A 24,554-nucleotide genomic window follows, 5' to 3' on the forward strand; every position below is an offset into this window, starting at 1 on the left:
CCAGTCCGCGCCCGCGGCGGCCTACGAACCAGGGGGGTGAAGAACAAGCTGCTCGGCGCCCTGGCGGGTCTCCTCTCGGCGCTGCTGGCCCTGGGCGCGGCCGAGCTGGTGGCCGCGCTGCTCGACCGCCCCTCGTCGCCGGTGGTGTCCGTCGGCGGCGCCTTCGTCGACCGGACGCCGCGCTGGCTCAAGGAGTTCGCGATCCGGCACTTCGGCGAGAACGACAAGGACGTGCTGCTGACCGGCGTGGTGGCGACCGTGCTCGTGCTCTCGCTCGCCCTCGGTGCGCTCGCCGTCCGGCACCTGCGCGTCGCGGTCGGCGTCGTGGTCGCGGTCGGCGTCGGTGCGGCGCTGGTCGCGCTCACGCGGCCGACGGCCTCCGGGGTCGACGTCCTGCCCTCGCTCGCGGCTGGAGCCGTCGGCGCAGCTGGCCTCGCGGCGCTGGTGCGCAGCACGCCGCGCGCGGCGGAGGACGGGTCACGGCGTACGTTCCTGCTGGCCGCGGGCGGCACCGCGGTGCTCGCGGCGGGTACGGGTGGGCTGGGTCGCCTGGTCTTCGGCCGCCACGACGTGGCGTCGTCGCGGGCTGCGGTCGTGCTGCCGCCGCCGCTGAGCCCGGCACCGGCGGCACCCGCGGGCTACACGCTCGGCGTGCCAGGGATCACCCCGTTCTACACGAGTCCCAGGGACTTCTACCGGGTCGACACCGCGCTCGTGGTGCCGCAGCTCTCGACCGACGAGTGGCGCCTGCGCGTGCACGGCGAGGTCGAGGAGCCGTTCACGCTCGAGTGGCGCGACCTGCTAGCCCTGCCCATGATGGAGAGGGACATCACGCTGACGTGCGTCTCCAACGAGGTGGGCGGCAAGCTCGCCGGGACCGCGCGCTGGCAGGGCGTCCCCGTCCGCTCGCTGCTCGACCGTGCCAAGCCGCGCAAGGGTGCGGACCAGGTCGTGACGCGCTCGGTCGACGGCATGACGATCGGCACGCCGACGGCTGCCCTGCTGGACGGGCGCGACGCGATGCTGGCCGTGTCCATGAACGGTGCACCGCTCCGGCCCGAGCACGGCTTTCCCGTGCGCATGGTGGTTCCTGGTCTCTACGGCTACGTGTCAGCCACGAAGTGGCTGGTGGACATGGAGGTCACGACCTTCGACGCCTACGACCCGTACTGGGTCAAGCGCGGCTGGGACGCGCGCGCGGCCATCAAGACGGCGTCGCGCATCGACACACCCAAGCCGCTGTCGACCAGCCGGCCAGGCACTGTGGCCGTCGGTGGTGTCGCGTGGGCTCAGGAGCGCGGCATCTCCAAGGTCGAGGTCCGCGTCGACGGAGGCCAGTGGCAGCAGGCACGTCTGTCTGCGCCGGTGGGCAAGGACACCTGGCGCCAGTGGTCGTGGGACTGGCAGGTCGACGCGGTCGGGAACCACAAGCTCGAGGTCCGGGCCACCGACGGCACGGGCGCCGTCCAGCCCCAGGACCGCACCGCACCGTTCCCCGGCGGCAGCCAGGGCTGGCACTCGATCCTCGTGCAGATCGGTCGATGACCGGACCAGTCCACCCCTGTCGCAGCTTCGAAGAACCTATGAACAACCCACCACACAAGGAGATCGACATGCGCATCCGCAACGGGAACCTTCTCCTCGCAGGGACCGTCACGACGCTCGCCCTCGGTCTGTCGGCCTGCGGCAGCAGCGGCGCCGAGGCCGGCGACAGCGGCGCCGCCGCGGCCCCCGCCGCCAGCGCCATGAGCTCCTCCGGGTCGATGGCCTCGTCCAGCGCGATGAGCTCCGAGGCGCCGATGGCGAGCGACACCCCGATGGCCAGCGACGGCGCGATGGCCGCGTCGTCAGCACTGGTAGGCAGTGGTTGTGCCGACTACGCGAAGGCCGTGCCCAGCGGCGCCGGCTCCGTCGAAGGCATGGCCCAGGACCCGGTGGCCGTCGCAGCCTCGAACAACCCGCTGCTCAAGACCCTGGTCGCCGCCGTCTCGGGCAAGCTGAACCCGAAGGTCAACCTGGTCGACACCCTCGACAGCGGCGAGTTCACCGTCTTCGCCCCCGTCGACGCGGCGTTCGCCAAGGTGCCCGCCGCTACGGTCAAGAAGCTCGGCACCGACGACGCGCTGCTCACCAAGGTCCTGACCTACCACGTGGTCGCCGGCCAGCTCGCGCCCGACGCCGTCGTCGGCTCGCAGAAGACCGTCGAGGGCGGCACCGTCAAGGTGACCGGCAGTGGCGACAACCTCAAGGTCAACGGCGCCAACGTGATCTGCGGCGGCGTGAAGACGGCCAACGCGACCGTCTACCTCATCGACAGCGTCCTGATGCCGACCAGCTGAGCGGCTCCGAGTGGTGCGCCGGTCGCCAGGTGGCGGCCGGCGCACCTCGTGCGTCATCTAGCGTGGGGACGGTGACGACCGTGCCGGACCGCAGGTGCTCCACCGCCTCGCGGGACTCCGGCGAAGACGTGCTCGGCACGGCCGCCCCGGTGCGCCGGTGGCTCCTGCTCGAGCGGCCCGGCGCCTGGTCGCAGGCGGCGCTCGCCGAGACCCTGGCAGCGGTCTTCTCGCCCGACCAGCGCCGTCGGCTCCACGCGCTGGCGCGCGACGAGGGCCTGCGTACGCTGCTGGTGCGCCGTCCAGGTCGCGACACCGGGACCGGACCGGTGCTCGTGCACGTCGGCTCCGCGGCCGCGCCCGGTGCGCCGGCGTGGATGGAGCGGCTCGAGGTGCCGCAGCTCCAGGACGTCGGCAGAGTTGCCGTCGACCGGCTCCTGCAGCCCGGCCTGGGCGAGCCGGTGGCCGACCCGCTGCTGCTCGTGTGCACCCACGGGTCGAAGGACATGTGCTGCGCGGTCGAGGGGCGTCCGCTCGCCCGGGCGCTGGCGGCGGTGCACGGCGAGCAGGTGTGGGAGTGCAGCCACGTCGGCGGTGACCGCTTCGCCGGCAACCTGGTGGTGGCTCCTCACGGCGAGTACTACGGCCGCCTGGAGGTTGCCGACGCCCTGCGCGTCGGGGAGGCCGCCACCCGCGGGGAGGTCCTGGCCGAGACCGGCTTCCGCGGGCGGTCGACCTACGACGGCTGGCAGCAGGTGGCCGAGGCGGTCGTGCGCCGGCGCGAGGGGCTGCGCGGCCGCGGCGACGTCGTGTGCGGCCCGAGCCGGTCGCTCGGCCTCGGCGCCGCGGTCGAGGTCACCACCGCCCGCGCCACCCTGACCGTGCGCATGCTGCGCCGTCCGGGCGTCACGGTCACCCCGAGCCGCTGCCGAGGTGGGCTGACCTCCCTGGACCACCAGGTGGTCGGCGTCGACGTCGTGCCGCACCCCGCGTGGTAGGACTTCTCGCGTGACGACCGACGTGCGGTGGGGCTTCCTCGGTGCCGGCGCGATGGCCCGCACGATCGCGCCGTGCGTGCACGCCGCCGGCGGCGCGCGGCTGCAGGCGGTCGCGGCGCGCGACGTGGAGCGGGCCCGCCGGCTCGGGCCGCACGGCGCGGCCTACGACAGCTATGACGCGGTCCTGGCCGACGACTCGGTCGACGCGGTCTACGTCGCGCTCGCCAACGACGCGCACGCCCCGTGGGTGCTGCGCGCCGTCGAGGCCGGCAAGCACGTCCTGTGCGAGAAGCCGATCGGGCTCGACGTCGCCGAGGTGCGGGCGATGGCCGAGGCGGCGGCCGCGCACGACCGGCTGGTCGTCGAGGCGTCGTGGTACCGCTGGGCGCCGCGCACCGTACGCGCCGAGGCCCTCGTGCGCGCCGGCGCGCTGGGCGAGGTGCGCCGTGCCTCCTCCGCCTTCACCGGCGGCGGGGGCGACGAGTCGAACTACCGCTTCGACCCGCACCGCGGCGGCGGCGCGCTCTACGACGTCGGCTGCTACAGCGTGTCGGCCGTGCTGTGGGCCGCCGGCTGGGCGCCGCTGACCTGGACCGAGGCGTCGCTCGAGCGCACCGACGAGGGAGTCGACGTGCGCGGGCGGGCGCAGCTCACCCTGGGCGGCGTGCAGGCCGAGGTCCGCTTCGGCATGCGCGACGAGCCCGCCCAGACGGTGCTCGTCGAGGGCGACGAGGCGCGTCTCGAGTTCGTCGGGGACGCCTTCGTCTCGCGCTTCGAGGTCGCCGAGCTCGCCGTGGGCGACACCGTCGAGCGCTTCGCGCCCTGCGACCCCTACCAGCTGATGTTCGAGGCCGTCTCGCGGCGCATCGGCGGCGACCAGACCGCCCGCGTCGTCGGCCTGGACGAGTCGTTGCGCGTGGCCGAGGCCATCGACGCGGTGTTCGCAGCAGACCCCCACCCGGCTGGCGCCGGACCCGACCGACCCGAGAGGCTGCCGTCGTGAGCGTCCCGTTCCTGCGTACTCCCGAGCACCGCGCCGAGCTCGCCGCCGAGGCCGACCGCCTGCTCGAGTTCGCCGCGCACTCGGTCCACCCCGACGGCGGCTTCGGCTGGCTCGGCGACGACGGCGCCCTGCTCCTCGAGCGTCCGGTCGAGCTGTGGGTCACCTGCCGCATGACGCACGTGGCGGCACTCGGCCTGCTGATGGGGCACGTGGCGTGCGCCGAGCTGGTCGACGTGGGCGTCGCCGCCCTCACCGGGCGCCTGCGCGACGCCGAGCACGGCGGGTGGTTCGCCTCGGTCGGCCCGGACGGCCCGGTCAAGACCGACAAGGAGTCCTACGGGCACGCCTTCGTCCTGCTGGCCGCGTCGTCGGCGCTCGCCGCCGGCCGCCCCGGCGCGCAGGAGCTGCTGACCGACGCGATCGAGGTGCACGACGCCCACTTCTGGGACGCGGCCGAGGGGCTCGTCGTCGACGTGTGGAACCGTGACTGGACCGAGCTCGAGCCCTACCGCGGCGTCAACGCCAACATGCACACCGTCGAGGCGTTCCTGGCGGTCGCCGACGTGACGGGCGACGCGGCCTACCGCGAGCGCGCTGCACGCATCACGACCCGCGTGCTCGGCTGGGCCGCGGGCAACGGCTGGCGGATCCCCGAGCACTTCGACCCCGAGTGGCACCCGGTGCCTGACTACAACCGCGACTCGCCGGCACACCCCTTCCGCCCGTTCGGCGCGACGATCGGGCACGCGCTCGAGTGGTCCCGCCTGGCCCTGCACGTCGACGCCGGCCTGGTCGCGAGCGCGCAGGCGCTCTTCGACGGCGCCGTCGCCGACGGGTGGGCGGCCGACGGGGCCGACGGCTTCGTCTACACCACCGACTGGGAGGGCCGCCCGGTCGTGCGCCAGCGGCTGCACTGGGTCGTGGCCGAGGGGCTGGCCGCCGCCGCGGCGCTCTACTCGGTGACCGAGGACGACCGCTGCTCCGACCTCTACGCGCAGTGGTGGGAGTACGCGCGCACGCACCTCATCGACCTCGAGCACGGGTCGTGGCGCCACGAGCTCGACGAGCACAACGCGCCCGCCTCGACGGTGTGGGAGGGCAAGCCCGACGTCTACCACGCGTTCCAGGCCGTGCTGGTGCCCCGGCTGCCGATCACCCCCACCTTCGCCGCCGCGGTGCGCGACGGGTTCCTCGAGCAGGTGCGCTAGCCCGCCGGGCGGTCCGGGTCGCCGGCGGGCAGCCCGATGTAGGTCGCCATGCCGCGGATCAGCCCTTCGTAGAGGTCGTCGCTCGCCTCGGCCGGCAGCCAGTGCAGGTGGCCGAACGCCTCCAGCGTGACGAAGCCGTGGATGCCTGCCCACGAGTGCAGCATCGCCTGCATCGCCTGCGGCGGCAGCGAGGCGCTCTTCGCCGGCTGGCAGAGCACCTCGGCGAGCGGCCCGGTCACCGGCGGCCCGAGCGGGCGGACGTCGAGGCCGGCGGCCAGGGCGTTGGCGGCCGTGGCGGCCATGCACCCGAAGGCCCGGTCGGCGGCCTCGGAGTGCGGGCCCTGCTCGGGGGCGTCGTAGCCCGGGACGGGCACGCCGAACACCAGCGCGTAGCGGGTCGGGTCCTCGCGCCCCCACGACCGGTAGGAGCGGCACACCGCCAGGAAGGCGGTCGTCGGGTCGGCGGAGCCCTCGTCGGCCAGGGCCTTCTCGAGTGCTTCGGCGAGCGAGGTGAAGGCGTCCTCGAGCAGCGCGGTCAGCAGCTCGTCGCGTCCGGAGAAGTAGCGGTAGAGCGCCGGCGCCGTCATGCTCATCTCGCGCGCGATGTCGGCGAAGCGCACGTCGCTCGAGCCCTGCTCGCGCATCAGGCGCAGCGCGGTCGCCTTGATCTCCGCCACCGTCGCCGCGCGGGTGATCTCGCGTCGGGTGCTCACCGTGCCTCGTCTCCTCCGTGCGTCGCAGGTCGTCTCCTCCTGTCGGACGAGAGGAGCGTCCTCCTGCAGGAGGGACTTCCCCGTCCGACGTGCGGAACATGCCTGAACCTCGGCAAACCGTCTTGACAGACGATACGCCTCGTCCCCTACGTTACGAGCCATAACGAAAACATCGGCACGTCACTCCAAGGGGAGCACCTCATGAGCACCACCTCCGTCGAGCCGCGGGCGGGAGCGCTCGGCCGGCTGGCCGCGTACTCCTTCCGGCACCGCTGGCTCGTCCTCACTGCCTGGCTGCTGGCCGTCGTGGCGGCGTTCGGCGCCAACAAGGCGTTCGGCGGCGACTTCTCCGCCGACTACACGGCGAAGGGGTCCGACTCGGCGGCGGCGCAGCAGCTGCTCGAGCAGCGGTTCTCCGCGCAGGCCGGTGACACGGTCGACGTGGTCTTCCGGGTGCCTTCCGGCGTGTCCGCGCAGCGCAGCGCGATCGAGGCGGTCCTCGCGAAGATCGACGCGGTGCCCCACGTGGCCGCCGTCGACGACCCGTTCACCACCCCCGGCAGCATCTCGGCCGACGGCCGCACGCTGTTGACGAAGGCCCACCTCGACGTCGTCAACCCCGAGGACATGCCCGTCGAGGACGCCAAGGCGATCATCGCCATCGCCGAGGGGGCGACCCGTGCCCCGGTCGAGATGGCCGTCGGCGGCCAGTCGATCGGCAGCGCCGAGTCGGGCTCGGTCGGCTCCGAGGGCATCGGCCTCGCGGCCGCCGCGCTGATCCTGCTCCTCGCGTTCGGCTCGGTCGTCGCCGCCGGTCTCCCGATCCTGACCGCCGTGCTGGGCCTCGGCGTCAGCAGCAGCCTGGTCGGCGTCGTGGCCGCGGCCACTGCCGTGCCCGACTGGTCGACCGCGCTGGCCTCGATGATGGGCATCGGCGTCGGCATCGACTACGTGCTGCTGCTGGTCACCCGCTACCGCGAGCAGCTCGCCGCCGGACGTGAGCCGCTGCGGGCGGTCGTGGCCACCGCCGAGACCGCGGGACGCAGCGTCATGGTCGCCGGCACCACCGTCGTCATCAGCATGCTGGGGCTGTTCGGCATGGGGCTCAGCTACATGCGGGGGGCGGCGCTGGTCACGATCCTCGCCGTGCTCGTCGTCATGGCCTCCGCCGTCACCGCGGTGCCGGCGCTGCTCGGCGCCGTCGGCACCAAGGTCAACTCGCTGCGCCTGCCCGGCACCGGGCGGCGCCCCGTCGGGCACGCCGGGATCTGGGTGCGCTGGAGCCGTACGGTGCAGCGCCGTCCCGTCCTGGGCACCCTCGCGGGCGTGGGGATCCTGGTGCTGCTCGCCGCGCCGCTCCTGGGCCTGCGCTTCGGCTTCCCCGACTCGGGCAACAGCGCGGACGGCACGCAGACCCGCCGCGCCTACGACCTGGCGGCGCAGGGCTTCGGCAAGGGCGCCAACGGCCCGCTGCTGCTGGCCGCCAAGCTGCCCGCCGCCGGCGACACGGCGGCGCTCGAGACGCTGAGCGGCTCGCTGCGCACGACCCCCGGCGTGGCGTCCGTGACGCCGGTCGTGCTCAGCCCCGACCGCAGCACCGCGATCATGACGGTGGTGCCGACCACCGGGCCGCAGGACGCGAAGACCGAGACGCTGGTGAAGCACCTGCGCGACTCGGTGGTGCCCGCAGCGACCGCCTCGAGCGGCACCGAGGTCCACGTCGGCGGCGTCACGGCCTCGGCCATCGACAGCACGAGCGACGTGGTCAAGCGGCTGCCGCTGCTGGTCGGCGGCGTCGTCGGGCTCTCGATGCTCCTGCTGCTGGTGGCGTTCCGCAGCGTCGTCGTCGCGGTCAAGGCCGCGGTCATGAACCTGCTCTCGATCCTTGCCGCCTACGGAGTGGTGGCCCTGGTGCTGCAGGGCGGCTGGGCGGGCCAGCTGATCGGCATCGACACGGCGACGCCGCTGCCGGCGTTCATCCCGGTGCTGATGTTCGCGATCCTGTTCGGGCTCTCCATGGACTACGAGGTCTTCCTCCTGAGCCGGATGCGGGAGCGCTGGATCGTCACGGGCGACAACAGCCGCGCCGTCGCCGAGGGCCTGGCCGGCACCGCCCGCGTCATCACCGCGGCCGCCGCCATCATGGTCGCCGTCTTCGCGGCCTTCGTGCCTGCTCCTGACGTCATCCTCAAGGTCATCGGCGTCGGGCTCGCCACCGCGATCTTCGTCGACGCGACCGTCGTACGCATGCTGCTCGTGCCGGCCGTGATGCAGCTGCTGGGCAGGGCGAACTGGTGGATGCCGGAGGTGCTGCACCGGCGCCTGCCGAACCTGCACATCGAGGGGCGCCCGGAGTTCCACCTCGACGACGAGGGCGAGGCCGGCCCGGTCACGCTCCCCGGGCAGCGCACCGTGCGCGTGCCGGTCTGACCCGGGAGACCTCGCGGGCGTGACGACGGAGAGGCATGCAGACCACTGCATGCCTCTTCGCACGTTCGACGCGCTTGCTGTGGCAGGATCGCGTCGTGCGCGACCATGACTACGACGCCACCGCCCACCGCGAGAGCACGCGCGAGGCCTACGACCGGCTGGCCCGCGTGTGGTCCGGCACGACGGACGACGGGCCCTGGAACGGCGGGCTCGAGCGCCCGGCGCTGCGCAGCCTCGTGCCCCAGCCGCTTACCGGCGCGGTCGTCCTCGACGCCGGGTGCGGGTCCGGAGCACAGTGCGAGTGGTTGGCGGACCAGGGTGCCAAGCCGATCGGCGTCGACCTCAGCCCCCGGATGGTGGAGCAGGCTGCGCGGCGGTGCGGCCGGCAGGGGGAGTTCCTCGTCGCAGACCTCGCCGAACCACTGCCGCTGGACGCGGACTCCTGCGACGGCGTCACCTGCTCGCTGGCACTGCACTACCTGCGCGACTGGACGGTGCCGCTCCGGTCGTTCGCGTCGGTGCTGCGGCCGGGCGGCTGGGTCGTCCTCTCGCTCGACCACCCCTTCGCGCCACCGCTCGAGGCCCAGCAGGGCGGCTACTTCGACACCGAGCTGGTCGCCGACACCTGGCGCAAGGCCGACGTCGAGGTGACGCAGCGCTTCTGGCGACGGCCGCTCGCCGCGTGCGTCGACGCCTTCGCCGACGCGGGCTTCGTCGTCGAGCGGGTGGTGGAGGCCCGTCCGTCCGCCGAGGCGCTGCGCCGGTGGCCGCGGGAGCTCGGACGCGAGGCGACGGTCCCGTCGTTCATCGTCTACCGCTTGCGCCTGCCGTGAGCGTCCGGGCGGGTACGCCTGCGGACCTCGCCGCACTCGTACCGCTCGCCGGCTCCCACGACCGTGCGGTCGTCCGGCTGCGTGCCGCGGCCGAGGCCCGCGAGGTGCTGCTCGTCGCTGAAGTGGACGGCGCCGTCGTCGGGGCGGTCAGCGTGCGCTGGCGGAGCGACTGCGACGCGCCGCACCCGTGGCTCTACGGCCTGCACGTCCTCCCGGAGCACCGACGCCGCGGCGTCGCGCAAGCACTCGTCCTCGCCGCGGAGGACGCGGCCCGTTCCGCCGGCGCCGAGGCGCTGAGCCTCGACGCCGACCGCGACGACATCGCAGTGCTGGGCTTCTACGAGCGCCGGGGCTACGCCCGGGTCCGGGAGCACGACCACCGCTGGCAGTCGGTCGACCCGGTCACCGGGGCGGTGGTCGCCAGCGGGACCTCTCCGACGTGGATCCTGCGCCGGCGGCTCCACGGCGACGCCCCGCTCAGCGCCGCTGGGCCGTCTGCAGCATCGTGAGGTAGTGCTTGCGGACCGTCCCGGAAGGGCGCGCCCCGATCAGCTCCCGCACGCCGGCGAAGACCCTGCCGCGCTGCGACTCCGAGGCGGCGATGTGTCCGGAGTACGTCGACAGGAGGGCGACGTACTCGTCGGCCGTGTAGTCCGCGCTCCAGACGTAGCGGTGCACGACCGGTGTCTCGAACCTCCCGCTCGCGACCATGGCGTCGACGTCAGGGTCGGCGACCGCCCCCGGCGGCTTCGGCCCACCCTGCCCGTCGCCCATGCCGACCTCGTCGTACAACCGCTCCATCTGGTCCAGGAACTCGTCGCCGCCCTCCGGTGACACGTGCTCGGTGGCGACGATCGCCAGGGTGCCGCCCGGTCGCAGCAGCTCTGCGGCGCGGACGAACGCCACCTCCGGGTCGAGCCAGTGCCACGAGGTCGCGGCCAGGACGAGGTCGAAGCGCTCGTCGGCGGCCGGCTCCCAGCGCTCGAACGCGGTCTCCACCACCTCGAGCTCACCTCGTCCGGCCAGCACCCGCCGGGCGACGCGCGCCAACTCGTGACCGGGCTCGAGCGCGACCACCCGCCAGCCGCGCGCGAGCAGGCCGCGCGTCGCCTGGCCCGTGCCTGCGCCGATCTCGAGCACCCGCGCCCCGCTCGCCAGCCCGGCGACCTCGGCCAGGTCGGGGAACAGCTCGTCCGGGTAGCCGGGCCGGGCCCGTTCGTAGAGCTCGGCCGCCGTGTCGAAGGTGGTGGCGAGCCCCTCGTAGGGCGCGGACGCTCCGGTCATGGTCGATCCTCCGCTCGGGTGGCGCTTGCCGTGAGCACTCAGGATCCTCCGCCGGCCTCCGATCTGCCGCTGGTGCAGCAGCCGTCAGCGCTCCGCGGGACGGTCGCCGTCCTCACGTCGTTCACCGTGCTGTCCTGGGTGGCGCAGGTGCTGCTGGAGCTCCGGCGCGACGCCTACGCGACGCTGACAGCCGTCGACGACGACCCTTTCGCCTTCGTCGTCCGTGCGACCCACAGCTCCGGCACGGCTGGATGGGTCGCAGCAGGCGTCGTCACGGTGGGAGCAGCGGTCTCCATCGCGGTGCACGAGGCCGGCCATGCGCTGGTGGCTCGACGGGCCGGCTTCCAGGTCACCAGCGTCCGCATCGGCGGGGGCCCACGAGTGGGTACGGTGCGGCTCGCCGGCGTCCCGGTGGACTTGCACGTCGTGCCGAGCTCCGGGCAGACGGTGCACGAGGCCGCTGGGATGACCAGGGCGACGCGTCGCTCGGTCCTGCTCGCCGGACCGAGGGCCAACCTGCTCGTCGCGGCCGGCTGCGCACCCCTCGCGTGCCTGCTCCCTGCCGTGCCGGGCACCGTCGCGGCGGTGCTCGCCGTCCACGAGCTGTTCGCCTGGGCCGCGAACATGGCAGTGACCGCTCCGCGGCACGGCGGCGTCGGGAGCGACGGGTGGCAGCTGCGCCGGCTGGCGGCGGCGGTTCCCCGGCCCGACCTCCCAGCGTGCGACGTCCCTGGCCAGCACGACCTCGACCGGGCTTCGGCTCTCCTGCTGGCAGGCGACCACGACGGTGCCGTCGCGGCATTCGACGTCTCGCTCGAGCGCCTGCCGCTGACCCACCCGGCGCGCCCCTGGGCAGCGCACGCCCGGGCGGACGCCCTCCTCACGTCGGCGATCGCACGAGGCGGAACCCCGCCCTCTGCCGCCACCCTTGCCGAGGCGCACGCTGTCGTCGACGCGATCGCCGCCGACCCGGCGACGGGACCGGCCCTCGTCCACACCCGGGCGATGTGCCACGTCCTCGAGGGACGTCCCGACGAGGCGGCCGCTCTGCTCGGGCCGCTGAAGCAGCAGCCGATGGATCCGCGCAACGCCGCGGTGGTCGACGCCACCATGGCAGTGGCGCTCGCCCGGCTGGGCCGTCAGGCCGAGGCGCGCGTCTGGGCCGAGCAGGTGCCGAGCTCGTGCGTCCTGCACGCCGCCGCCTGGCGGGAGCTCACGGCGTACCCGGCAGGTCCTGGCCCTCGCTGACCGACTCCGTCGCTCCGGACCGCCGGCGCGCCGCCCGAAGCACCGAGCGCAGGGTCGCGGCGAAGGCCAGCAGCCCGAGCCCTCCGAGCAGGGCGACGGCGACGACGCCCTCGTGGACCGGCACGTCCTGCACGTCGGCCAGGACGTAGGTGAGGCCGACGGCGACGAACAGGGCGCCGACCAGCAGGGGCACGATGTCGAACGGGTGCCGGCTCATCGGCGTACCTCCAGGTCTCCGACGGTCAGGTCCAAGTCCATCACCAGCGTGCCGCGCGAGCCGACGGCCGGCTCGACGACGTGCTTCGACACGCTCGCGCCGTTCTCGGTGTCGCTGTCGGGCAGCCGCACCTCGCCCACCCAGTGGACGTCGGCCTGCACGTCGAGCGACACGTCCGGGGGCACCAGCACGAGCAGCTCCCCGACCGCCTGCCGCACCCGCACGTGCACCGGCCCGCCGGTGAAGGGGACGTCGCGCAGGTCGAGGGTCACGTCGCCGGCGGCCCGCTCCACCGGCTGCTGCGCCTGCGCCACGGTCGTCGGTCGCAGGGTGACGTCGCCCCATCCGTGGGTGGGCACCTCGTCGCGCACCACGCCGGCCACGATCAGCGCGACAGCGAGCAGGGCGCCCAGCAGGGGCAGCCCGCCCGCACGCCCCCACAGCGATGCGGCCGCGACGCCCACCCCGAGCGCCACGAGAGCGGCGCCCAGCACGAAGGTCACGCCGATCTGCGCGCCGAAGACCCAGGCCGCGATGCTCGCGGCGCACGTCACGACCAGCATGCCGCTCAGGGTGAGCGCCGCGAGCGGCCCGGCCGGCGGCCGGGGCGGGCGCGGCTCGCGCGGCGGCGGCACGGGCCACGGGGCGACGGGCGGCGGGGGCAGCGGCGGGCCGTGGACCGGCCCGAACACCGGCCCGGTCGGCGCGTACGCGGTGGCAGCAGCTGCGTACGCCGTGCCGGCCGGTGCGTACGCGGTGCCCGCCGTGCGCCCGAAGGAGTCCTCGCGCCGCGGCTCAGCAGGGCCGCCGACCGGCACGCCGGCCGTCGGCCGGTCGCTGCGCAGCGCCACGATCGTGCCGACCACCAGGAAGGTGACGATGACGACGAAGCCCGAGGGCCCGTCGTCGAGCACGCGGCCGAACAGGGCGAGTCCCACGAGAACCCCCACGATGGGTGCGATGACCGAGGAGTCTCCCCGGCCGCGGACCAGGCGCTCGGCGCCCGACTCCTCCTCGCCCTCCTCGGGCAGCAGCAGCCAGGCGAGGCTGTAGAGCAGGACGCCCGCGCCGCCGAAGACGGCGAGCACGACGGCGACGACCCGCAGGATCAGCGGGTCGATGCGCAGGCTGCGGGCGACGCCGCCGCACACGCCCGCGACCTTGCGGTCGAGGGCGCTGCGGCGCAGGCTCCGCAGGAAGGCCGGGGCGCTGCCCGGGCCGGAGTTCGGTGTCATGTCCAGCAGCGTGGCCGCCGCCGGGGCTGCCGACCATCGGGGCTTCCCCGGACCCGACCCTGACTTCCGCGGACCTGCGGGCTCGGGGACGCGCCTGATGCGCGGGCGCCCGCCCGGCTGGGACGATGCCTGGGTGAGCGGAACCGCGGCCTCGCCCGCGCCCGGGCAGCAGGGCTCTCCCGTCCTGCCGGTCGTGCGCGGGCAGGGGCCGGTCGCCGGCGTCGCGCGCGGCCTGGCCGACCACCTGGGCATCAGCGTCCGCGTCGTGCGCGTCGCCTTCGTCGTGCTGGCGCTGTGCGGTGGCGCCGGAGTCGCTGCCTACGCGCTGTTCTGGTGGTTCGCGCCCGTCGACCCGGCGGCGCCGGCGCCGGCGCGCGCGCGGCGCGGGTGGCGCGCGGTGCTGGCAGTCGCCTCCGTCATCGTGCTGCTGGTGCTCGGCGCGCACGTCGCGGGCGGGCTCGGCATCGACGCGGGCGGGCCCTCGCTGTGGCCTGTCTCGGTGGTGATCGCCGGTGTGGCCATCGTGTGGTGGCAGGCCGACGAGACCCAGCGCGCGCGCTGGTGGGCGACCGCGCAGGACCGTCGCAACGGGCGGGCGCGCAACGCCGCCGGTGTGCTGCTCGTCGTGGTGGGGGCCGTGGCCCTGGTCGGTACGCGTGGTGGCCTCGCCGTCACCGGTCGCGCCCTGCTCTCGACCACCGTGCTCGTGGTCGGGATCGGCCTGGTCACCGCGCCGTACTGGCTGCGCATGGCCCGCGACCTCAGCGCCGAGCGCGCGGCGCGCGTCCGAGAGCAGGAGCGTGCCGAGGTGGCCGCGCACCTGCACGACTCGGTGCTCCACACCCTGACCCTGATCCAGCGCCGCGTCGACGACCCGCGCGAGGTGGCGCGGCTCGCGCGCGCCCAGGAGCGCGAGCTCCGGGCCTGGCTCTACCGGCCCGAGACGGAGACGGCGGCGAGCTTCGCGCCGGAGCTCGGGCGCACCGTCGCGGAGGTCGAGGACACCCTCGGCGTCCCCGTCGAGCTCGTCACCGTCGGCGACGCACCGCTCGACGACGGCCTGCGCGCGCTGCTGCGCGCGGCGCGCGAGGCCACGCTCAACGCCGCCAAGCACGGCGCCGGCTCGCCGGTCACCGTGTTCGCCGAGGTCGAGGGCGAGCGCGCCGAGGTCTTCGTGCGCGACCGGGGGCCGGGGTTCGAGCTGGCCGCGGTGCCGACCGACCGGCTGGGCGTGCGACAGTCCATCCTGGGGCGCATGGAGCGCCACGGCGGGCGGGCCACCATCCGCTCGACGCGCGGCGAAGGCACGGAGGTGGCGCTCGAGATGCCGGTCGGCACGCCCAGCACAGCCGGGGACGGCGCATGAGCACCGGAGGGGACGGCGCATGAGCGAGGACCGGACCGTACGCGTCGTGCTCGTCGACGACCACCGGATGTTCCGCACCGGCGTGCGTGCCGAGCTCGGCGCGCCCGTCGAGGTCGTCGGCGAGGCCGACGACGCGCCGTCGGCGGTCGAGCTGGTCGCCCGCCTGGCTCCCGACGTCGTCCTGCTCGACGTGCACCTGCCCGGCGGCGGGGGAGTGGCGGTGCTGCGCGCGCTCGTGCCCAAGCTGCCGGCGACGCGCTTCCTGGCGCTCTCGGTCTCGGACGCGCCCGAGGACGTCATCTCCGTCATCCGGGCGGGCGCCCGGGGGTACGTCACCAAGTCGATCACCGGTGCCGAGCTCACCGACGCCGTCGTGCGCGTCGGCGACGACGACGTGGTGTTCTCCCCGCGCTTGGCCGGGTTCGTGCTCGACGCGTTCGCCGCGGGCGGCACCGCCGAGTCCGGCCCGGTCGAGGGAGCCGACGAGGACCTCGACCGGCTGACCGCGCGCGAGCGCGAGGTGCTGCGCCTGATCGCCCGCGGCTACGCCTACAAGGAGATCGGCAAGCAGCTGTTCATCAGCGTCAAGACGGTCGAGACCCACGTCTCGGCGGTGCTGCGCAAGCTGCAGCTGTCCAACCGCCACGAGCTCTCGCGGTGGGCCGCCGACCGCCGGCTGGTCTGAGCCCGCTCAGGCGTGCAGCACCTGCACGCCGAGCTCGGCCAGCTCGGTCAGCGTCGGGGTGTCCTCGGGGGCGTCGGTGACGACGCCGGCCACCTCGTCGAGGTCGAGCACGCGGAACGGTGCTGCGGTGCCGAGCTTCTCGACACTGGCGAGGACGTACGTGTCGGCCGCGCGCCGCGCCAGCGCCCGCTTCATCGCGGCCTCGTCGGAGTCGCCGGTGGTGAGGCCCGCGCGCGCGTGCACGCCGGTGACGCCGAGCAGGAACAGGTCGGCGTTGACGTCGGCGGCGGCCTGCACCGCGGCAGCGCCGCACGCGACCGCCGAGTGCTTGAAGACCCGGCCTCCCAGCAGGTAGATCTCGACGGTGGGGTGCTCGACCAGGGCGGCGGCGACGGTCGGGCTGTGGGTCACCACCGTCGCGCGCAGGTCCGGGGGCAGGGCGCGCGCCACCGCCAGCGTGGTCGTGCCGCCGTCGAGGACGACGGTGCTGCCGGGCAGCACCAGCGCTGCCGCGCGGGCGGCGACGCGCTGCTTGCTGGCGGGCTCGACGCCGGTGCGCATCGCGTAGTCGCCCAGGGCGGGCGAGACCGGGAGCGCCCCGCCGTAGACCCGCTGGCAGAGACCTGCCGCAGCGAGCTCGCGCAGGTCGCGGCGCACGCTGTCCTCGGACACGCCGGTCTCCTCGGCGAGCTCCTTGGCCACGATGCGGCCGTCGGTGCGCAGCCGGGCGAGCAGCAGGTCGCGGCGCTGGGCAGCCAGCATGCACGGTCTCCCTTGTTGTTGCCGACTGATGCACACTAGCATGCGGGCATGGCACTCCACGAGGTCCTCGAGCCAGGCGTCGGGCTCGACCGCAACCCCCGCGTACGCGTCGTCGACGTCGAGCTCGTCGCCCGGGCCTGGCACGTGCTGCGCCGGACGACCTTCGACTACCAGGGCTCGTCGGGGCAGTGGGAGCGCCAGACGCGCGAGACCTACGACAGGGGCAACGGTGCGACGGTGCTGCTCTACGACCCCGACCGGCGCACGGTCCTGCTGACGCGGCAGTTCCGCTACCCGGTCTACGTCAACGGCCACCCCGACGGCATGTTCGTCGAGACCGCGGCGGGCCTGCTCGACGAGGACGACCCAGAGACCGCCGTGCGCCGCGAGGCGGCCGAGGAGACCGGCGTCGAGATCGGCCCGCTCGAGCGCGTCTTCGACCTCTGGACCAGCCCCGGCTCGGTCACCGAGCGCCTGCACTTCTACGCGGCGCCCTACAGCGCCGCCTCCCGCACCGCCGCCGGCGGCGGGCTCGCGGAGGAGGGCGAGGACATCGAGGTGCTCGAGCTCGACTTCGACGACGCGCTCGAGCGGGTGCGCAGCGGCGAGATCGCCGACGCCAAGACCGTGCTGCTGCTGCAGTGGGCGGCCCTCTCGGGGCCGTTCCGCGCCGTCTGAGGCGGCGGGGCCTCTGCCGCCACGGGGGTCAGGACGCCTCGGCGCCGACGAGCCCGAGCCGGTGCGCCGCTGCGGCTGCCTCGCCCCGGCTCGAGACCTGCAGCTTGCTCAGCAGGTTGGACACGTGGACGCTGACGGTCTTGACGCTGATGAAGAGCTCGGCGCCGATGTCACGGTTGCTGCGGCCCTGCGCGACCAGCGCGAGCACCTCGCGCTCGCGCTCGGTCAGGTGGGGGCCGCCTGCGGCTGCGCGCGCGGCCGGCAGCTGCTCGCGCACGCGCAGCGCGCCGGCCAGGGCACGTGCCCGGTCGAGCAGCGGTGCGTAGCCCAGGGTGGTGGCCAGCTCGACGCAGCGCTCGAGGGACGAGCGCGCCAGCGGCGCGTCGCCCGACGCGGCCGCCGCCTCGGCCAGGCGCAGGGCGACGTAGGCGGGGGACTCGCGGTCCTCGGTGGCGGCCCACGCGCGGTCGGCCTCGAGCCAGGCGGCCGTCGCGGGTGCGGGAGCGAGCTCGGCGAGCGCCGTCGCCCGCACGGCCGGCTCGCGACCGACCGTCGCCGGCTCCTGCTCGATCCGCGCGACGAGCCGGTCGGCGGCGTCGTGGGCGCGTCGCACGAGGTCGAGGTCGCCCGCGGCGTGCCCAGCGCGAGAGAGCGCGGCGCACGCGCGGGCCGTCATGGCGAGCAGCGGCCACGCGAGCGCGGGCAGCCGGCCGGCCCCGGCGACCGCCAGGCCGTTCTCGGCCGTGGTCAGCGCCTCGGCCGGGGAGCCCAGCGCCAGCGCGGTCTCGGCCTCGAGCAGCGCCAGGGGCAGGTGGAACTGGATGCCGCCGTAGCTGCGGGCGAGCACCCCGCGGGCGGCCCGGGCCGAGCGTGCCGCCGCATCGGTCTCGCCCTGCCGGACGTGCACGACGCCGCGGAACGTGTGCAGGCACACGGCCTGCACGCCGTGCGGCCCGAGCCCGAGCGCCTCGTCGACCAGGCGGACCGCGGCAGCGGCGTCGCCGGACTCGAGCAGCGCTGCGGCGGCGTTGCCGGTGCAGAACGCGCCGTGGGTGCGCGAGAGGCCGAAGCGGCGAGCGTGCTCGACGCCGCGCAGGCCGACCGCGGCCGCCTCGGCGAGCCGGCCGGCGATGTTGAGGGAGTCGCTGAGGTTGATCTCGGCGCGCAGCGCGACCTCGGGGTAGGCGTCGCGGTCGACCTCGTCGAGCACGCTGCGCAGCTCGCGGATGCCCTCGTCCATGCGGTCGGTGAGGTGCAGGTCGACGCCGAGGGTGATGCGCGCGCCCCACTCGAGGGCCTTGTCGCCGACGGCGACCGCGATCTCGCGCGCCTCGCGGGCGGCGGCCATCGACGGCTCGGGCTGCGCCTGCTGCATGTGGGCCGAGGCCAGCGACTCGAGCACGCAGGCGCGCACCCGGCTCGGGCCCGGCGGCAGCAGGTCGCGGGCGGCGAGCAGGTCCTCGAGGCCGCCCGGCCTGGTCAGCTTGCGCAGCAGCCGGGCCCGGCGCTCCAGCAGCAGAGCCGCGCGCTCGGGGTCGCCCGCGCCCGGGCTGTGCTCGACGGCGGCGCGGGCCAGCGCGAGGCTGCGCGGCAGGTCGGTGCGCTCGGCCGCCTCCGCGGCGAGCTCGAGCAGGCTGAGCCGGTCGAGCCCGGCCACCGTCTCGGGGTCGGGCACGCGGTCCCACACCTCGAGCGCGCGCTCGAGCAGGCGCAGCTGCTCGGCGTAGGCGTACTGCGCCGCCGCCTGCTCCGCCGCCACCAGCAGCGAGGGCAGCGCCCGGCCCGGCTCGTGGGCGCTCTCCCAGTGGTGGGCCAGCACCGCGGCCGAGCGCTCGGGCGCGACCAGGGCGGGGTCGCGCTCGAGCTCCTCGGCGTAGCGGCGGTGCAGCCGGCCGTTCTCGCCGGGCAGCACGTCGTCGTGGACCGCCTCGCGGACGAGCGAGTGCCGGAAGGAGTAGGCCTGCGTGGCGCTGTCGACCACCAGGACGTTGGCGGACACGGCCTCGCGCACCGCCTCGAGCAGGTCGTCCTCGTCGAGGTCGCTGACGGCGGCCAGCAGGAGGTGGTCGATCACGCGTCCGCCCGCGGCCGCCAGCCTGACGACCCGCTGGGCCGCAGGGCTCAGCGCTTCGACGCGGGCGAGCAGCAGGTCGCGCAGGGACTCGGGCACCTGGTCGGGGCAGCACGAGAGCTCCTCGACGAAGAACGGGTTGCCCTCGGAGCGGTCGAAGACGGTGTCCACCGTCTGCGGCGGCACGCCGGCGGACAGGATGCCGGCGAGCTGCTCGCCGACCTCGCCGCGCGAGAGGCGGCCGAGGTCGACGCGCAGGACGCCGCGCAGCCGGTCGACCTCTGCCAGCCAGGGCCGCAGCCGGTGCCCGCGGCGCAGCTCGTCGGTGCGGTAGGTGAGCACGAGCAGCAGCCGGCCCGCGGGCGTCATGCGCACGAGGTAGGCCAGCAGGTCGCGCGTGGACCGGTCGGCCCAGTGCAGGTCCTCGACCACCAGCAGCAGCGGCCGCTCGGCCGCGAGCCGCTCGGTGAGCGCGAGCAGACCCTCGAACAGCCGGCCCCGCCCCAGGTCGCCGGCCGTCCCGGCGACGGGCTCGTCGGCGGCGGGCCCCAGCTCCGGCAGCAGCCGGGCCAGCCAGCCGCGGTCGGGGCCGAGCAGCTCGGGGCCGGCCTGCCGGAGCAGCGCGCGCAGCGCCGCGACGACCGGCGCGAACGCGACGCCGTCCTCGCCGAGCTCGACGCACCCGCCGGACAGCACGCGGAACCCGCGTGCCGCCGCCCTGGTCGAGACCTCCTCGACCAGCCGGCTCTTGCCGATGCCCGCCTCGCCGCTCACCAGCGCGACCCGTGGCTGCCCGGCGGCTGCGTCCGCGAGCGCCGCGTCGAGGGCCGCGAGCTCGCCCCTGCGACCGGCGAAGACGGGGCTGAGCAGGCGTCCGGGGAGCATGGCGCCGAGGATGCCACGGCCCACTGACACGCTCACAGCGAGATTCGGCGCCGCTGCTCAGACCGCGAGCGTCCGGCGGAACGCCGCCAGCGAGGCGCGACCGAGCCACAGCGCCTCCCGGACGGCGGCGCGCCGGTCGGCCCGGCGCTGCTCGCGGACCGCGCGGGCGACCGACCCGGCCACCCGCCGGCGCTCGGCGTCGGCCAGCAGCTCTGCGTGGCGCACCCGGCCCAGTTCTTCGACGACGTACGTCATGACGACCTCCTGCGCTTCGATCCCGACCCCTCGAGACTGCGCCTGAGGCGCAGCGCCGCGCATCGGGCGAACTCCCGATTTCGGCGGGGGCAGGTGCGCCGGGCACTCCCTAGGGAGTGGCCGCTCGGGCAGTGCGCCTCAGGGGCAGACCACCGTGCGGTAGGCCTCGGCCAGCCGGCCTCCCGGCAGCCCGTGCGTGGCCGCGAGCGTGCCGCCCCAGTCGCGCAGCAGCTTCTCGAGGTCGTCCATGTGCGCCGTCTGGCTCCCGTGCGCGCGCAGGGCGGCGAGCTTGCGGTCGAAGACGTCGGTGATGTCGACGGCGTGGTCGGCGGACGGGTGGCCCATGAGCCAGAGCTCGCGCACCGTCCACGCCTCGAGCCCCTCGTCGCGCAGCAGCTCGACGTGCGTGAAGGGGTTGCGCGCGTCGGGGTAGACGGCGGCGACCGCTGCGGCCCCGGCGGCGCGGTGGTCGGGGTGCGAGGCCGGGAGCCGGTCCCAGTCGTACTCGGGGCTCTGCGTGATCACCCGCTGCGGGCGCACCTGGCGGACCACTCGGCTGATGTCGCGGCGCAGCTCGAAGCTCGCCTCGAGCCGGCCGTCGGTCCAGCCGAGGAAGCGCACGTCGGTGACCCCGACCTCCTTGGCGGCAGCGGTCTGCTCCTCGCGACGGATGCGGGGGATCTCGCTGCGCGCGACTGCGGGGTCGAAGCCGCCGGCGTCGCCGTCGGTGCAGATGCAGTAGGTCACCTCCACCCCGGCGCTCACGAGCGTCGCGACGGTGCCGGAGGCACCGAAGTCGACGTCGTCGGGGTGGGCCGTGACGACGAGGACGCGCTCGAGCTCCTCGGGGCGAAGGGTGACGGGCACCCGGCGATCCTAGGGTGACACCGGAGGGCGTGACCTCCTGCAACGGGCGAGGTCTCCCGCCTGCTCGAGGTCTGGACCGGCAGCTACGACTGGCGCCGCCACGAGGCCGCGGTCAACCGGCTGCCGTGGCACACCTCCCGCGTCGCGGGCACGGAGATCGCCTACCTCCGCTTCGACGCCGAGGTCCCGGGAGCGCTGCCGCCCGACCTGCCGACCCACGAGCCCTGGCACCGGCTCCTGCACGACGAGCTCGGGTTCGAGACCTGCGGCGCGCACGGCGGCGACCTCGGGCCGGCGGCACGAGCCTGCTCGCCCAGACCCACCCGGAGGCCGTCGCGGGCATCCACCTGCTGGCCGTCGCCGCCCCGGTGGACCTCTACCCGGCGGGCGTCACGGCCGAGGAGCAGGCCTACCTCGACGCGGTCGACGCGTGGACCGCGGAGAGCGTCACCGGTCGGGTCGCCTGCTCGTGCTGGTGGCGGACGTACGACGTGGTGCGCTACACGCGGATGCGCCGCGGCGGTCACTCCGCCGCGCACGAGGAGCCCGAGCTGCTGGCCGAGGACATCAGGCAGTTCTTCTCCGGCGCGCGCAGGGGCCTGTGGACGGACCGGGGCGTCGTCGGACCCGACGCCTAGACTCGACGGCGATGACCTCGCTGCCTGACGACCTGCTCCTGACGCTGCCGCCGGCCCCCCAGTCGACCCCCCAGCGGCGCCGCCGCGACCCCGAGGAGCTGCTCGCCGGGCTCAACCCGCAGCAGCGCGAGGCCGTGGTCGCCGAGGGCTCGCCGGTGCTCATCGTGGCCGGCGCCGGGTCGGGCAAGACCCGCGTCCTGACCAACCGCATCGCCTACCTGCTGGGCGTGCGCGACGTGCACCCCGGCTCGATCCTCGCCATCACCTTCACCAACAAGGCCGCGGGCGAGATGAAGGAGCGCGTCGCGGCGCTGGTGGGCGGCCGGGCCAAGGTCATGTGGGTCTCGACCTTCCACGCCGCCTGCGTGCGCATCCTGCGCCGCGAGATCTCCCGCTTCGGGTTCACCTCGAGCTTCTCGATCTACGACGCGGCCGACTCCCAGCGGCTGATGGCCCTGGTCTGCCGCGACCTCGACCTCGACGCCAAGCGCTACCCGCCGCGCTCGTTCAGCGCGCAGGTGTCCAACCTGAAGAACGAGCTGGTCGACGCCGAGGCCTTCGCCTCACGGGCCGAGACCCACCTCGAGGAGAAGCTCGCCGAGGCCTACGCGCTCTACACGCGCAGGCTGCGCGAGGCCAACGCGCTCGACTTCGACGACCTGATCATGATGACGGTCAACCTGCTCCAGGCCTTCCCCGACGCCGCCGAGCACTACCGCCGCCGCTTCCGCCACATCCTGGTCGACGAGTACCAGGACACCAACCACGCGCAGTACGTCCTGGTGCGCGAGCTCGTCGGCCGCCCGGGCGAGTCGACGCCGCCCGCCGAGCTGTGCGTCGTCGGCGACGCCGACCAGTCGATCTACGCCTTCCGCGGCGCCACGATCCGCAACATCCTCCAGTTCGAGGAGGACTACCCCGACGCCCGCACGATCCTGCTCGAGCAGAACTACCGCTCGACCCAGACGATCCTGTCGGCGGCCAACGCGGTGATCGCCCGCAACGTCGGCCGCAAGCCCAAGAACCTCTGGTCCGACGCGGGCGCCGGAGAGCAGGTCGTCGGCTACGTCGCCGACAACGAGCACGACGAGGCGGCCTTCGTCGCCAACGAGGTCGACCGGCTCACCGACACCGGCGACCACAAGCCCGGCGACGTCGCGATCTTCTACCGCACCAACGCCCAGTCGCGCGTCTTCGAGGAGGTGTTCATCCGCGTCGGGCTGCCCTACAAGGTCGTCGGCGGGGTGCGCTTCTACGAGCGGCGCGAGGTGCGCGACGCCCTCGCCTACCTGCGCACCCTCGCCAACCCCGAGGACTCGGTGTCGCTGCGCCGCATCCTCAACGTGCCCAAGCGCGGCATCGGCGACCGGGCCGAGGCGTGCGTCGAGGCGCTGGCCTCGCGCGACCGCACGACCTTCAACCGTGCGCTCCAGCGCCCGGAGGAGGCGCCGGGGCTGGCCACCCGCTCGCTGGCCAGCATCACCGCGTTCAACACGATGATGGAGTCGCTGCGCACGCTGGTCGAGGCCGGCACCGAGCCCGCCGAGATCCTCGAGGCCGTGCTCGACCAGACCGGCTACCTGCGCGAGCTCCAGGCCTCCGACGACCCGCAGGACGAGACGCGCGTCGAGAACCTCCACGAGTTCGTGGCCGTGGCCCGCGAGTACTCCACCGCCAACCCCGACGGCGGGCTGACCGGCTTCCTCGAGCAGGTCTCGCTGGTGGCCGACTCCGACCAGATCCCCGACGGCGACGACGGCCAGGGCGTCGTGACGCTGATGACGCTGCACACCGCCAAGGGCCTCGAGTTCCCGGTCGTGTTCCTCACCGGCATGGAGGACGGCGTCTTCCCGCACCTGCGCGCCCTCGCCGACGACAAGGAGCTCGAGGAGGAGCGCCGGCTCGCCTACGTCGGCATCACCCGGGCCCGCGAGCGGCTCTACCTCTCCCGGGCCCTGGTGCGCAGCGCGTGGGGGGCGCCGTCCTACAACCCGGCCTCCCGCTTCCTCGACGAGGTGCCGGGCGAGCTCGTGCGCTGGGACCGCGTCGAGTCCACCCGCTCGGCGCCGCCCGCGATCGCGCAGGCGGCCGCCCGGCCCACGGCCAAGTCGCCCGGCAACCGCACCGTCGTCGCGCTGCACCCGGGCGACCGGGTCAGCCACGACGCGTTCGGGCTCGGCACGGTGGTCAGCACCGCGGGAGCCGCGGAGAAGGCCGAGGCCACCATCGACTTCGGCGCCTCGGGCACCAAGCGGCTGCTGCTGCGCTACGCGCCCGTGGAGAAGCTGTGAGCGGAGGAGCTGTGCGCGGAGGACCGGTGGACGCCGACCCGGTGGTGCCCGACCGCAAGAGCTGGACCTGGGTGCTCGAGCGCGCCTGCCCCGACTGCGGCTTCGACACCCGCACGACCTCGGGCGCCGTCGCAGGACTCCTGCCCGGCATCGTCGAGCGCTGGGAGGCCGTGCTGCGTCGCGCCGACGTGCGCGAGCGGCCCGCCCCTGCGACCTGGTCGCCGCTCGAGTACTCCTGCCACGTGCGCGACGCGTTCGACGTCTTCGACGGACGGCTGCACCTCATGCTCGAGCGCGACGAGCCCCGCTTCGCCGACTGGGACCAGGACGACGCCGCGCTGCGCTCGGACTACCCCGGGCAGGACCCGGCCGTCGTCTCCGCCGAGCTGGTCGCTGCGGCGGCCCGTCTCCGGGCGAGCGCGGAGTCGGTGGAGCCGGGGCAGTGGGAGCGGCGCGGGCTGCGCAGCGACGGGTCCGCCTTCACCGTCGAGACCCTGCTGCGCTACTTCGTGCACGACCCGGTGCACCACCTGCACGACGTGCAGGGCTGA

Annotated in this window: 23 protein-coding genes and 1 pseudogene; 16 read left to right on the forward strand and 8 right to left on the reverse strand. The window is 74.7% G+C overall.

The annotated features are described in order from the left end of the window. The first annotated feature begins 36 nt into the window (after positions 1-36). From CLV35_RS17300 to CLV35_RS17320, 5 genes are all read left to right on the forward strand, one after another. The gene (locus CLV35_RS17300; protein ID WP_231121983.1) at positions 37-1,545 is read left to right on the forward strand and encodes a molybdopterin-dependent oxidoreductase; all 1,509 of its coding nucleotides are present in this window, start codon (positions 37-39) and stop codon (positions 1,543-1,545) included. Positions 1,546-1,613: 68 nt separating this feature from the next. Further along, positions 1,614-2,339, forward strand: coding sequence for a fasciclin domain-containing protein (locus CLV35_RS17305; RefSeq protein WP_121194750.1), 726 nt, complete (start codon positions 1,614-1,616; stop codon positions 2,337-2,339). A 71-nt stretch (positions 2,340-2,410) separates the two neighbouring features. Further along, positions 2,411-3,334 (forward strand): sucrase ferredoxin, encoded by a 924-nt coding sequence (locus CLV35_RS17310; protein ID WP_147432003.1) that lies wholly within the window; start codon positions 2,411-2,413, stop codon positions 3,332-3,334. A gap of 10 nt (positions 3,335-3,344) precedes the next feature. After that, the gene (locus tag CLV35_RS17315; RefSeq protein WP_121194752.1) at positions 3,345-4,337 is read left to right on the forward strand and encodes a Gfo/Idh/MocA family protein; all 993 of its coding nucleotides are present in this window, start codon (positions 3,345-3,347) and stop codon (positions 4,335-4,337) included. Then, positions 4,334-5,545 (forward strand): AGE family epimerase/isomerase, encoded by a 1,212-nt coding sequence (locus tag CLV35_RS17320; protein WP_231121984.1) that lies wholly within the window; start codon positions 4,334-4,336, stop codon positions 5,543-5,545. Before CLV35_RS17315 ends, CLV35_RS17320 begins: the two co-directional genes overlap by 4 nt. On the opposite strand, the gene CLV35_RS17325 is transcribed toward CLV35_RS17320, so the two are convergent. Further along, on the reverse strand, positions 5,542-6,258 hold the full coding sequence (locus CLV35_RS17325; RefSeq protein WP_183062050.1) for a TetR/AcrR family transcriptional regulator: 717 nt from the start codon (positions 6,256-6,258) through the stop codon (positions 5,542-5,544). The two genes, CLV35_RS17320 and CLV35_RS17325, sit on opposite strands and share 4 nt — an antisense overlap. A gap of 201 nt (positions 6,259-6,459) precedes the next feature. On the opposite strand from CLV35_RS17325, the gene CLV35_RS17330 reads away from it, so the two are divergent. From CLV35_RS17330 to CLV35_RS17340, 3 genes are all read left to right on the forward strand, one after another. Beyond that, positions 6,460-8,688 carry an MMPL family transporter gene (locus CLV35_RS17330; protein WP_121194754.1) on the forward strand — a complete coding sequence of 743 codons (2,229 nt, stop codon included), beginning with the start codon at positions 6,460-6,462 and terminating at the stop codon, positions 8,686-8,688. Between the two features lie 167 nt (positions 8,689-8,855). Further along, a complete protein-coding gene (locus CLV35_RS17335; RefSeq protein ID WP_407938222.1) occupies positions 8,856-9,521 on the forward strand; it encodes a class I SAM-dependent methyltransferase in 666 nt (221 codons plus the stop codon). Next, positions 9,518-10,030 (forward strand): GNAT family N-acetyltransferase, encoded by a 513-nt coding sequence (locus tag CLV35_RS17340; protein WP_231121986.1) that lies wholly within the window; start codon positions 9,518-9,520, stop codon positions 10,028-10,030. Before CLV35_RS17335 ends, CLV35_RS17340 begins: the two co-directional genes overlap by 4 nt. On the opposite strand, the gene CLV35_RS17345 is transcribed toward CLV35_RS17340, so the two are convergent. Continuing rightward, positions 9,999-10,805 (reverse strand): class I SAM-dependent methyltransferase, encoded by an 807-nt coding sequence (locus CLV35_RS17345; protein WP_121194757.1) that lies wholly within the window; start codon positions 10,803-10,805, stop codon positions 9,999-10,001. The two genes, CLV35_RS17340 and CLV35_RS17345, sit on opposite strands and share 32 nt — an antisense overlap. 30 nt (positions 10,806-10,835) lie before the next feature. Here CLV35_RS17345 and CLV35_RS17350 point away from each other — a divergent pair, with 30 nt between their 5' ends. Then, the gene (locus tag CLV35_RS17350) at positions 10,836-12,053 is read left to right on the forward strand and encodes a site-2 protease family protein (protein WP_183062051.1); all 1,218 of its coding nucleotides are present in this window, start codon (positions 10,836-10,838) and stop codon (positions 12,051-12,053) included. On the opposite strand, the gene CLV35_RS17355 is transcribed toward CLV35_RS17350, so the two are convergent. Then, positions 12,019-12,270, reverse strand: a complete 252-nt coding sequence (locus CLV35_RS17355) for a hypothetical protein (RefSeq protein ID WP_121194759.1) — start codon at positions 12,268-12,270, stop codon at positions 12,019-12,021. The two genes, CLV35_RS17350 and CLV35_RS17355, sit on opposite strands and share 35 nt — an antisense overlap. Further along, on the reverse strand, positions 12,267-13,505 hold the full coding sequence (locus CLV35_RS19760; RefSeq protein ID WP_183062052.1) for a PspC domain-containing protein: 1,239 nt from the start codon (positions 13,503-13,505) through the stop codon (positions 12,267-12,269). Before CLV35_RS19760 ends, CLV35_RS17355 begins: the two co-directional genes overlap by 4 nt. 133 nt (positions 13,506-13,638) lie before the next feature. Here CLV35_RS19760 and CLV35_RS17370 point away from each other — a divergent pair, with 133 nt between their 5' ends. Together CLV35_RS17370 and CLV35_RS17375 are read left to right on the forward strand one after the other, a co-directional pair. Next, on the forward strand, positions 13,639-14,871 hold the full coding sequence (locus CLV35_RS17370) for an ATP-binding protein (protein ID WP_231121987.1): 1,233 nt from the start codon (positions 13,639-13,641) through the stop codon (positions 14,869-14,871). 19 nt (positions 14,872-14,890) lie between these two features. Continuing rightward, positions 14,891-15,556: a response regulator gene (locus CLV35_RS17375; protein WP_121194761.1), complete on the forward strand. Its 666-nt coding sequence runs from the start codon at positions 14,891-14,893 to the stop codon at positions 15,554-15,556. A gap of 6 nt (positions 15,557-15,562) precedes the next feature. Here CLV35_RS17375 and CLV35_RS17380 read toward each other — a convergent pair whose 3' ends face one another. After that, positions 15,563-16,318: a DeoR/GlpR family DNA-binding transcription regulator gene (locus CLV35_RS17380; RefSeq protein WP_121194762.1), complete on the reverse strand. Its 756-nt coding sequence runs from the start codon at positions 16,316-16,318 to the stop codon at positions 15,563-15,565. A 48-nt stretch (positions 16,319-16,366) separates the two neighbouring features. Here CLV35_RS17380 and CLV35_RS17385 point away from each other — a divergent pair, with 48 nt between their 5' ends. Further along, a complete protein-coding gene (locus tag CLV35_RS17385; RefSeq protein WP_121194763.1) occupies positions 16,367-16,996 on the forward strand; it encodes an NUDIX domain-containing protein in 630 nt (209 codons plus the stop codon). 28 nt (positions 16,997-17,024) lie between these two features. Here CLV35_RS17385 and CLV35_RS20865 read toward each other — a convergent pair whose 3' ends face one another. The 3 genes from CLV35_RS20865 to CLV35_RS17400 form a co-directional block, all read right to left on the reverse strand. Next, positions 17,025-19,952, reverse strand: coding sequence for a helix-turn-helix transcriptional regulator (locus tag CLV35_RS20865; RefSeq protein ID WP_147432005.1), 2,928 nt, complete (start codon positions 19,950-19,952; stop codon positions 17,025-17,027). 57 nt (positions 19,953-20,009) lie between these two features. Next, positions 20,010-20,207, reverse strand: a complete 198-nt coding sequence (locus CLV35_RS17395) for a hypothetical protein (protein WP_121194765.1) — start codon at positions 20,205-20,207, stop codon at positions 20,010-20,012. Between the two features lie 138 nt (positions 20,208-20,345). After that, the gene (locus CLV35_RS17400) at positions 20,346-21,074 is read right to left on the reverse strand and encodes a PIG-L deacetylase family protein (RefSeq protein ID WP_121194766.1); all 729 of its coding nucleotides are present in this window, start codon (positions 21,072-21,074) and stop codon (positions 20,346-20,348) included. Between the two features lie 60 nt (positions 21,075-21,134). Here CLV35_RS17400 and CLV35_RS21035 point away from each other — a divergent pair. The 4 genes and pseudogenes from CLV35_RS21035 to CLV35_RS17415 form a co-directional block, all read left to right on the forward strand. Beyond that, a pseudogene (locus CLV35_RS21035) lies at positions 21,135-21,215 on the forward strand (hypothetical protein); the annotation flags it as partial. Positions 21,216-21,442: 227 nt separating this feature from the next. Next, positions 21,443-21,712 carry a hypothetical protein gene (locus CLV35_RS20630; protein ID WP_231121988.1) on the forward strand — a complete coding sequence of 90 codons (270 nt, stop codon included), beginning with the start codon at positions 21,443-21,445 and terminating at the stop codon, positions 21,710-21,712. Further along, the gene (pcrA, locus tag CLV35_RS17410; protein ID WP_407938221.1) at positions 21,676-24,003 is read left to right on the forward strand and encodes a DNA helicase PcrA; all 2,328 of its coding nucleotides are present in this window, start codon (positions 21,676-21,678) and stop codon (positions 24,001-24,003) included. Before CLV35_RS20630 ends, pcrA begins: the two co-directional genes overlap by 37 nt. A 26-nt stretch (positions 24,004-24,029) precedes the next feature. Continuing rightward, complete coding sequence (locus CLV35_RS17415) at positions 24,030-24,554, forward strand: DinB family protein (RefSeq protein WP_121194768.1); 525 nt, start codon at positions 24,030-24,032, stop codon at positions 24,552-24,554.

The organism is Motilibacter peucedani (genome assembly GCF_003634695.1).
In the GTDB taxonomy this organism is placed as follows: Bacteria; Actinomycetota; Actinomycetes; order Motilibacterales; family Motilibacteraceae; genus Motilibacter; species Motilibacter peucedani.

Excerpts from the sequence above, each read along its gene's own strand:
- CLV35_RS17395 (WP_121194765.1), bottom strand. The coding sequence starts at position 20,207 with ATGACGTACGTCGTCGAAGAACTGGGCCGGGTGCGCCACGCAGAGCTG.
- CLV35_RS17330 (WP_121194754.1), top strand. The coding sequence starts at position 6,460 with ATGAGCACCACCTCCGTCGAGCCGCGGGCGGGAGCGCTCGGCCGGCTG.
- CLV35_RS17345 (WP_121194757.1), bottom strand. The coding sequence starts at position 10,805 with ATGACCGGAGCGTCCGCGCCCTACGAGGGGCTCGCCACCACCTTCGAC.
- CLV35_RS19760 (WP_183062052.1), bottom strand. The coding sequence starts at position 13,505 with ATGACACCGAACTCCGGCCCGGGCAGCGCCCCGGCCTTCCTGCGGAGC.
- CLV35_RS17375 (WP_121194761.1), top strand. The coding sequence starts at position 14,891 with ATGAGCGAGGACCGGACCGTACGCGTCGTGCTCGTCGACGACCACCGG.
- CLV35_RS17385 (WP_121194763.1), top strand. The coding sequence starts at position 16,367 with ATGGCACTCCACGAGGTCCTCGAGCCAGGCGTCGGGCTCGACCGCAAC.
- CLV35_RS17355 (WP_121194759.1), bottom strand. The coding sequence starts at position 12,270 with ATGAGCCGGCACCCGTTCGACATCGTGCCCCTGCTGGTCGGCGCCCTG.
- CLV35_RS20865 (WP_147432005.1), bottom strand. The coding sequence starts at position 19,952 with ATGCTCCCCGGACGCCTGCTCAGCCCCGTCTTCGCCGGTCGCAGGGGC.
- CLV35_RS17380 (WP_121194762.1), bottom strand. The coding sequence starts at position 16,318 with ATGCTGGCTGCCCAGCGCCGCGACCTGCTGCTCGCCCGGCTGCGCACC.
- CLV35_RS17305 (WP_121194750.1), top strand. The coding sequence starts at position 1,614 with ATGCGCATCCGCAACGGGAACCTTCTCCTCGCAGGGACCGTCACGACG.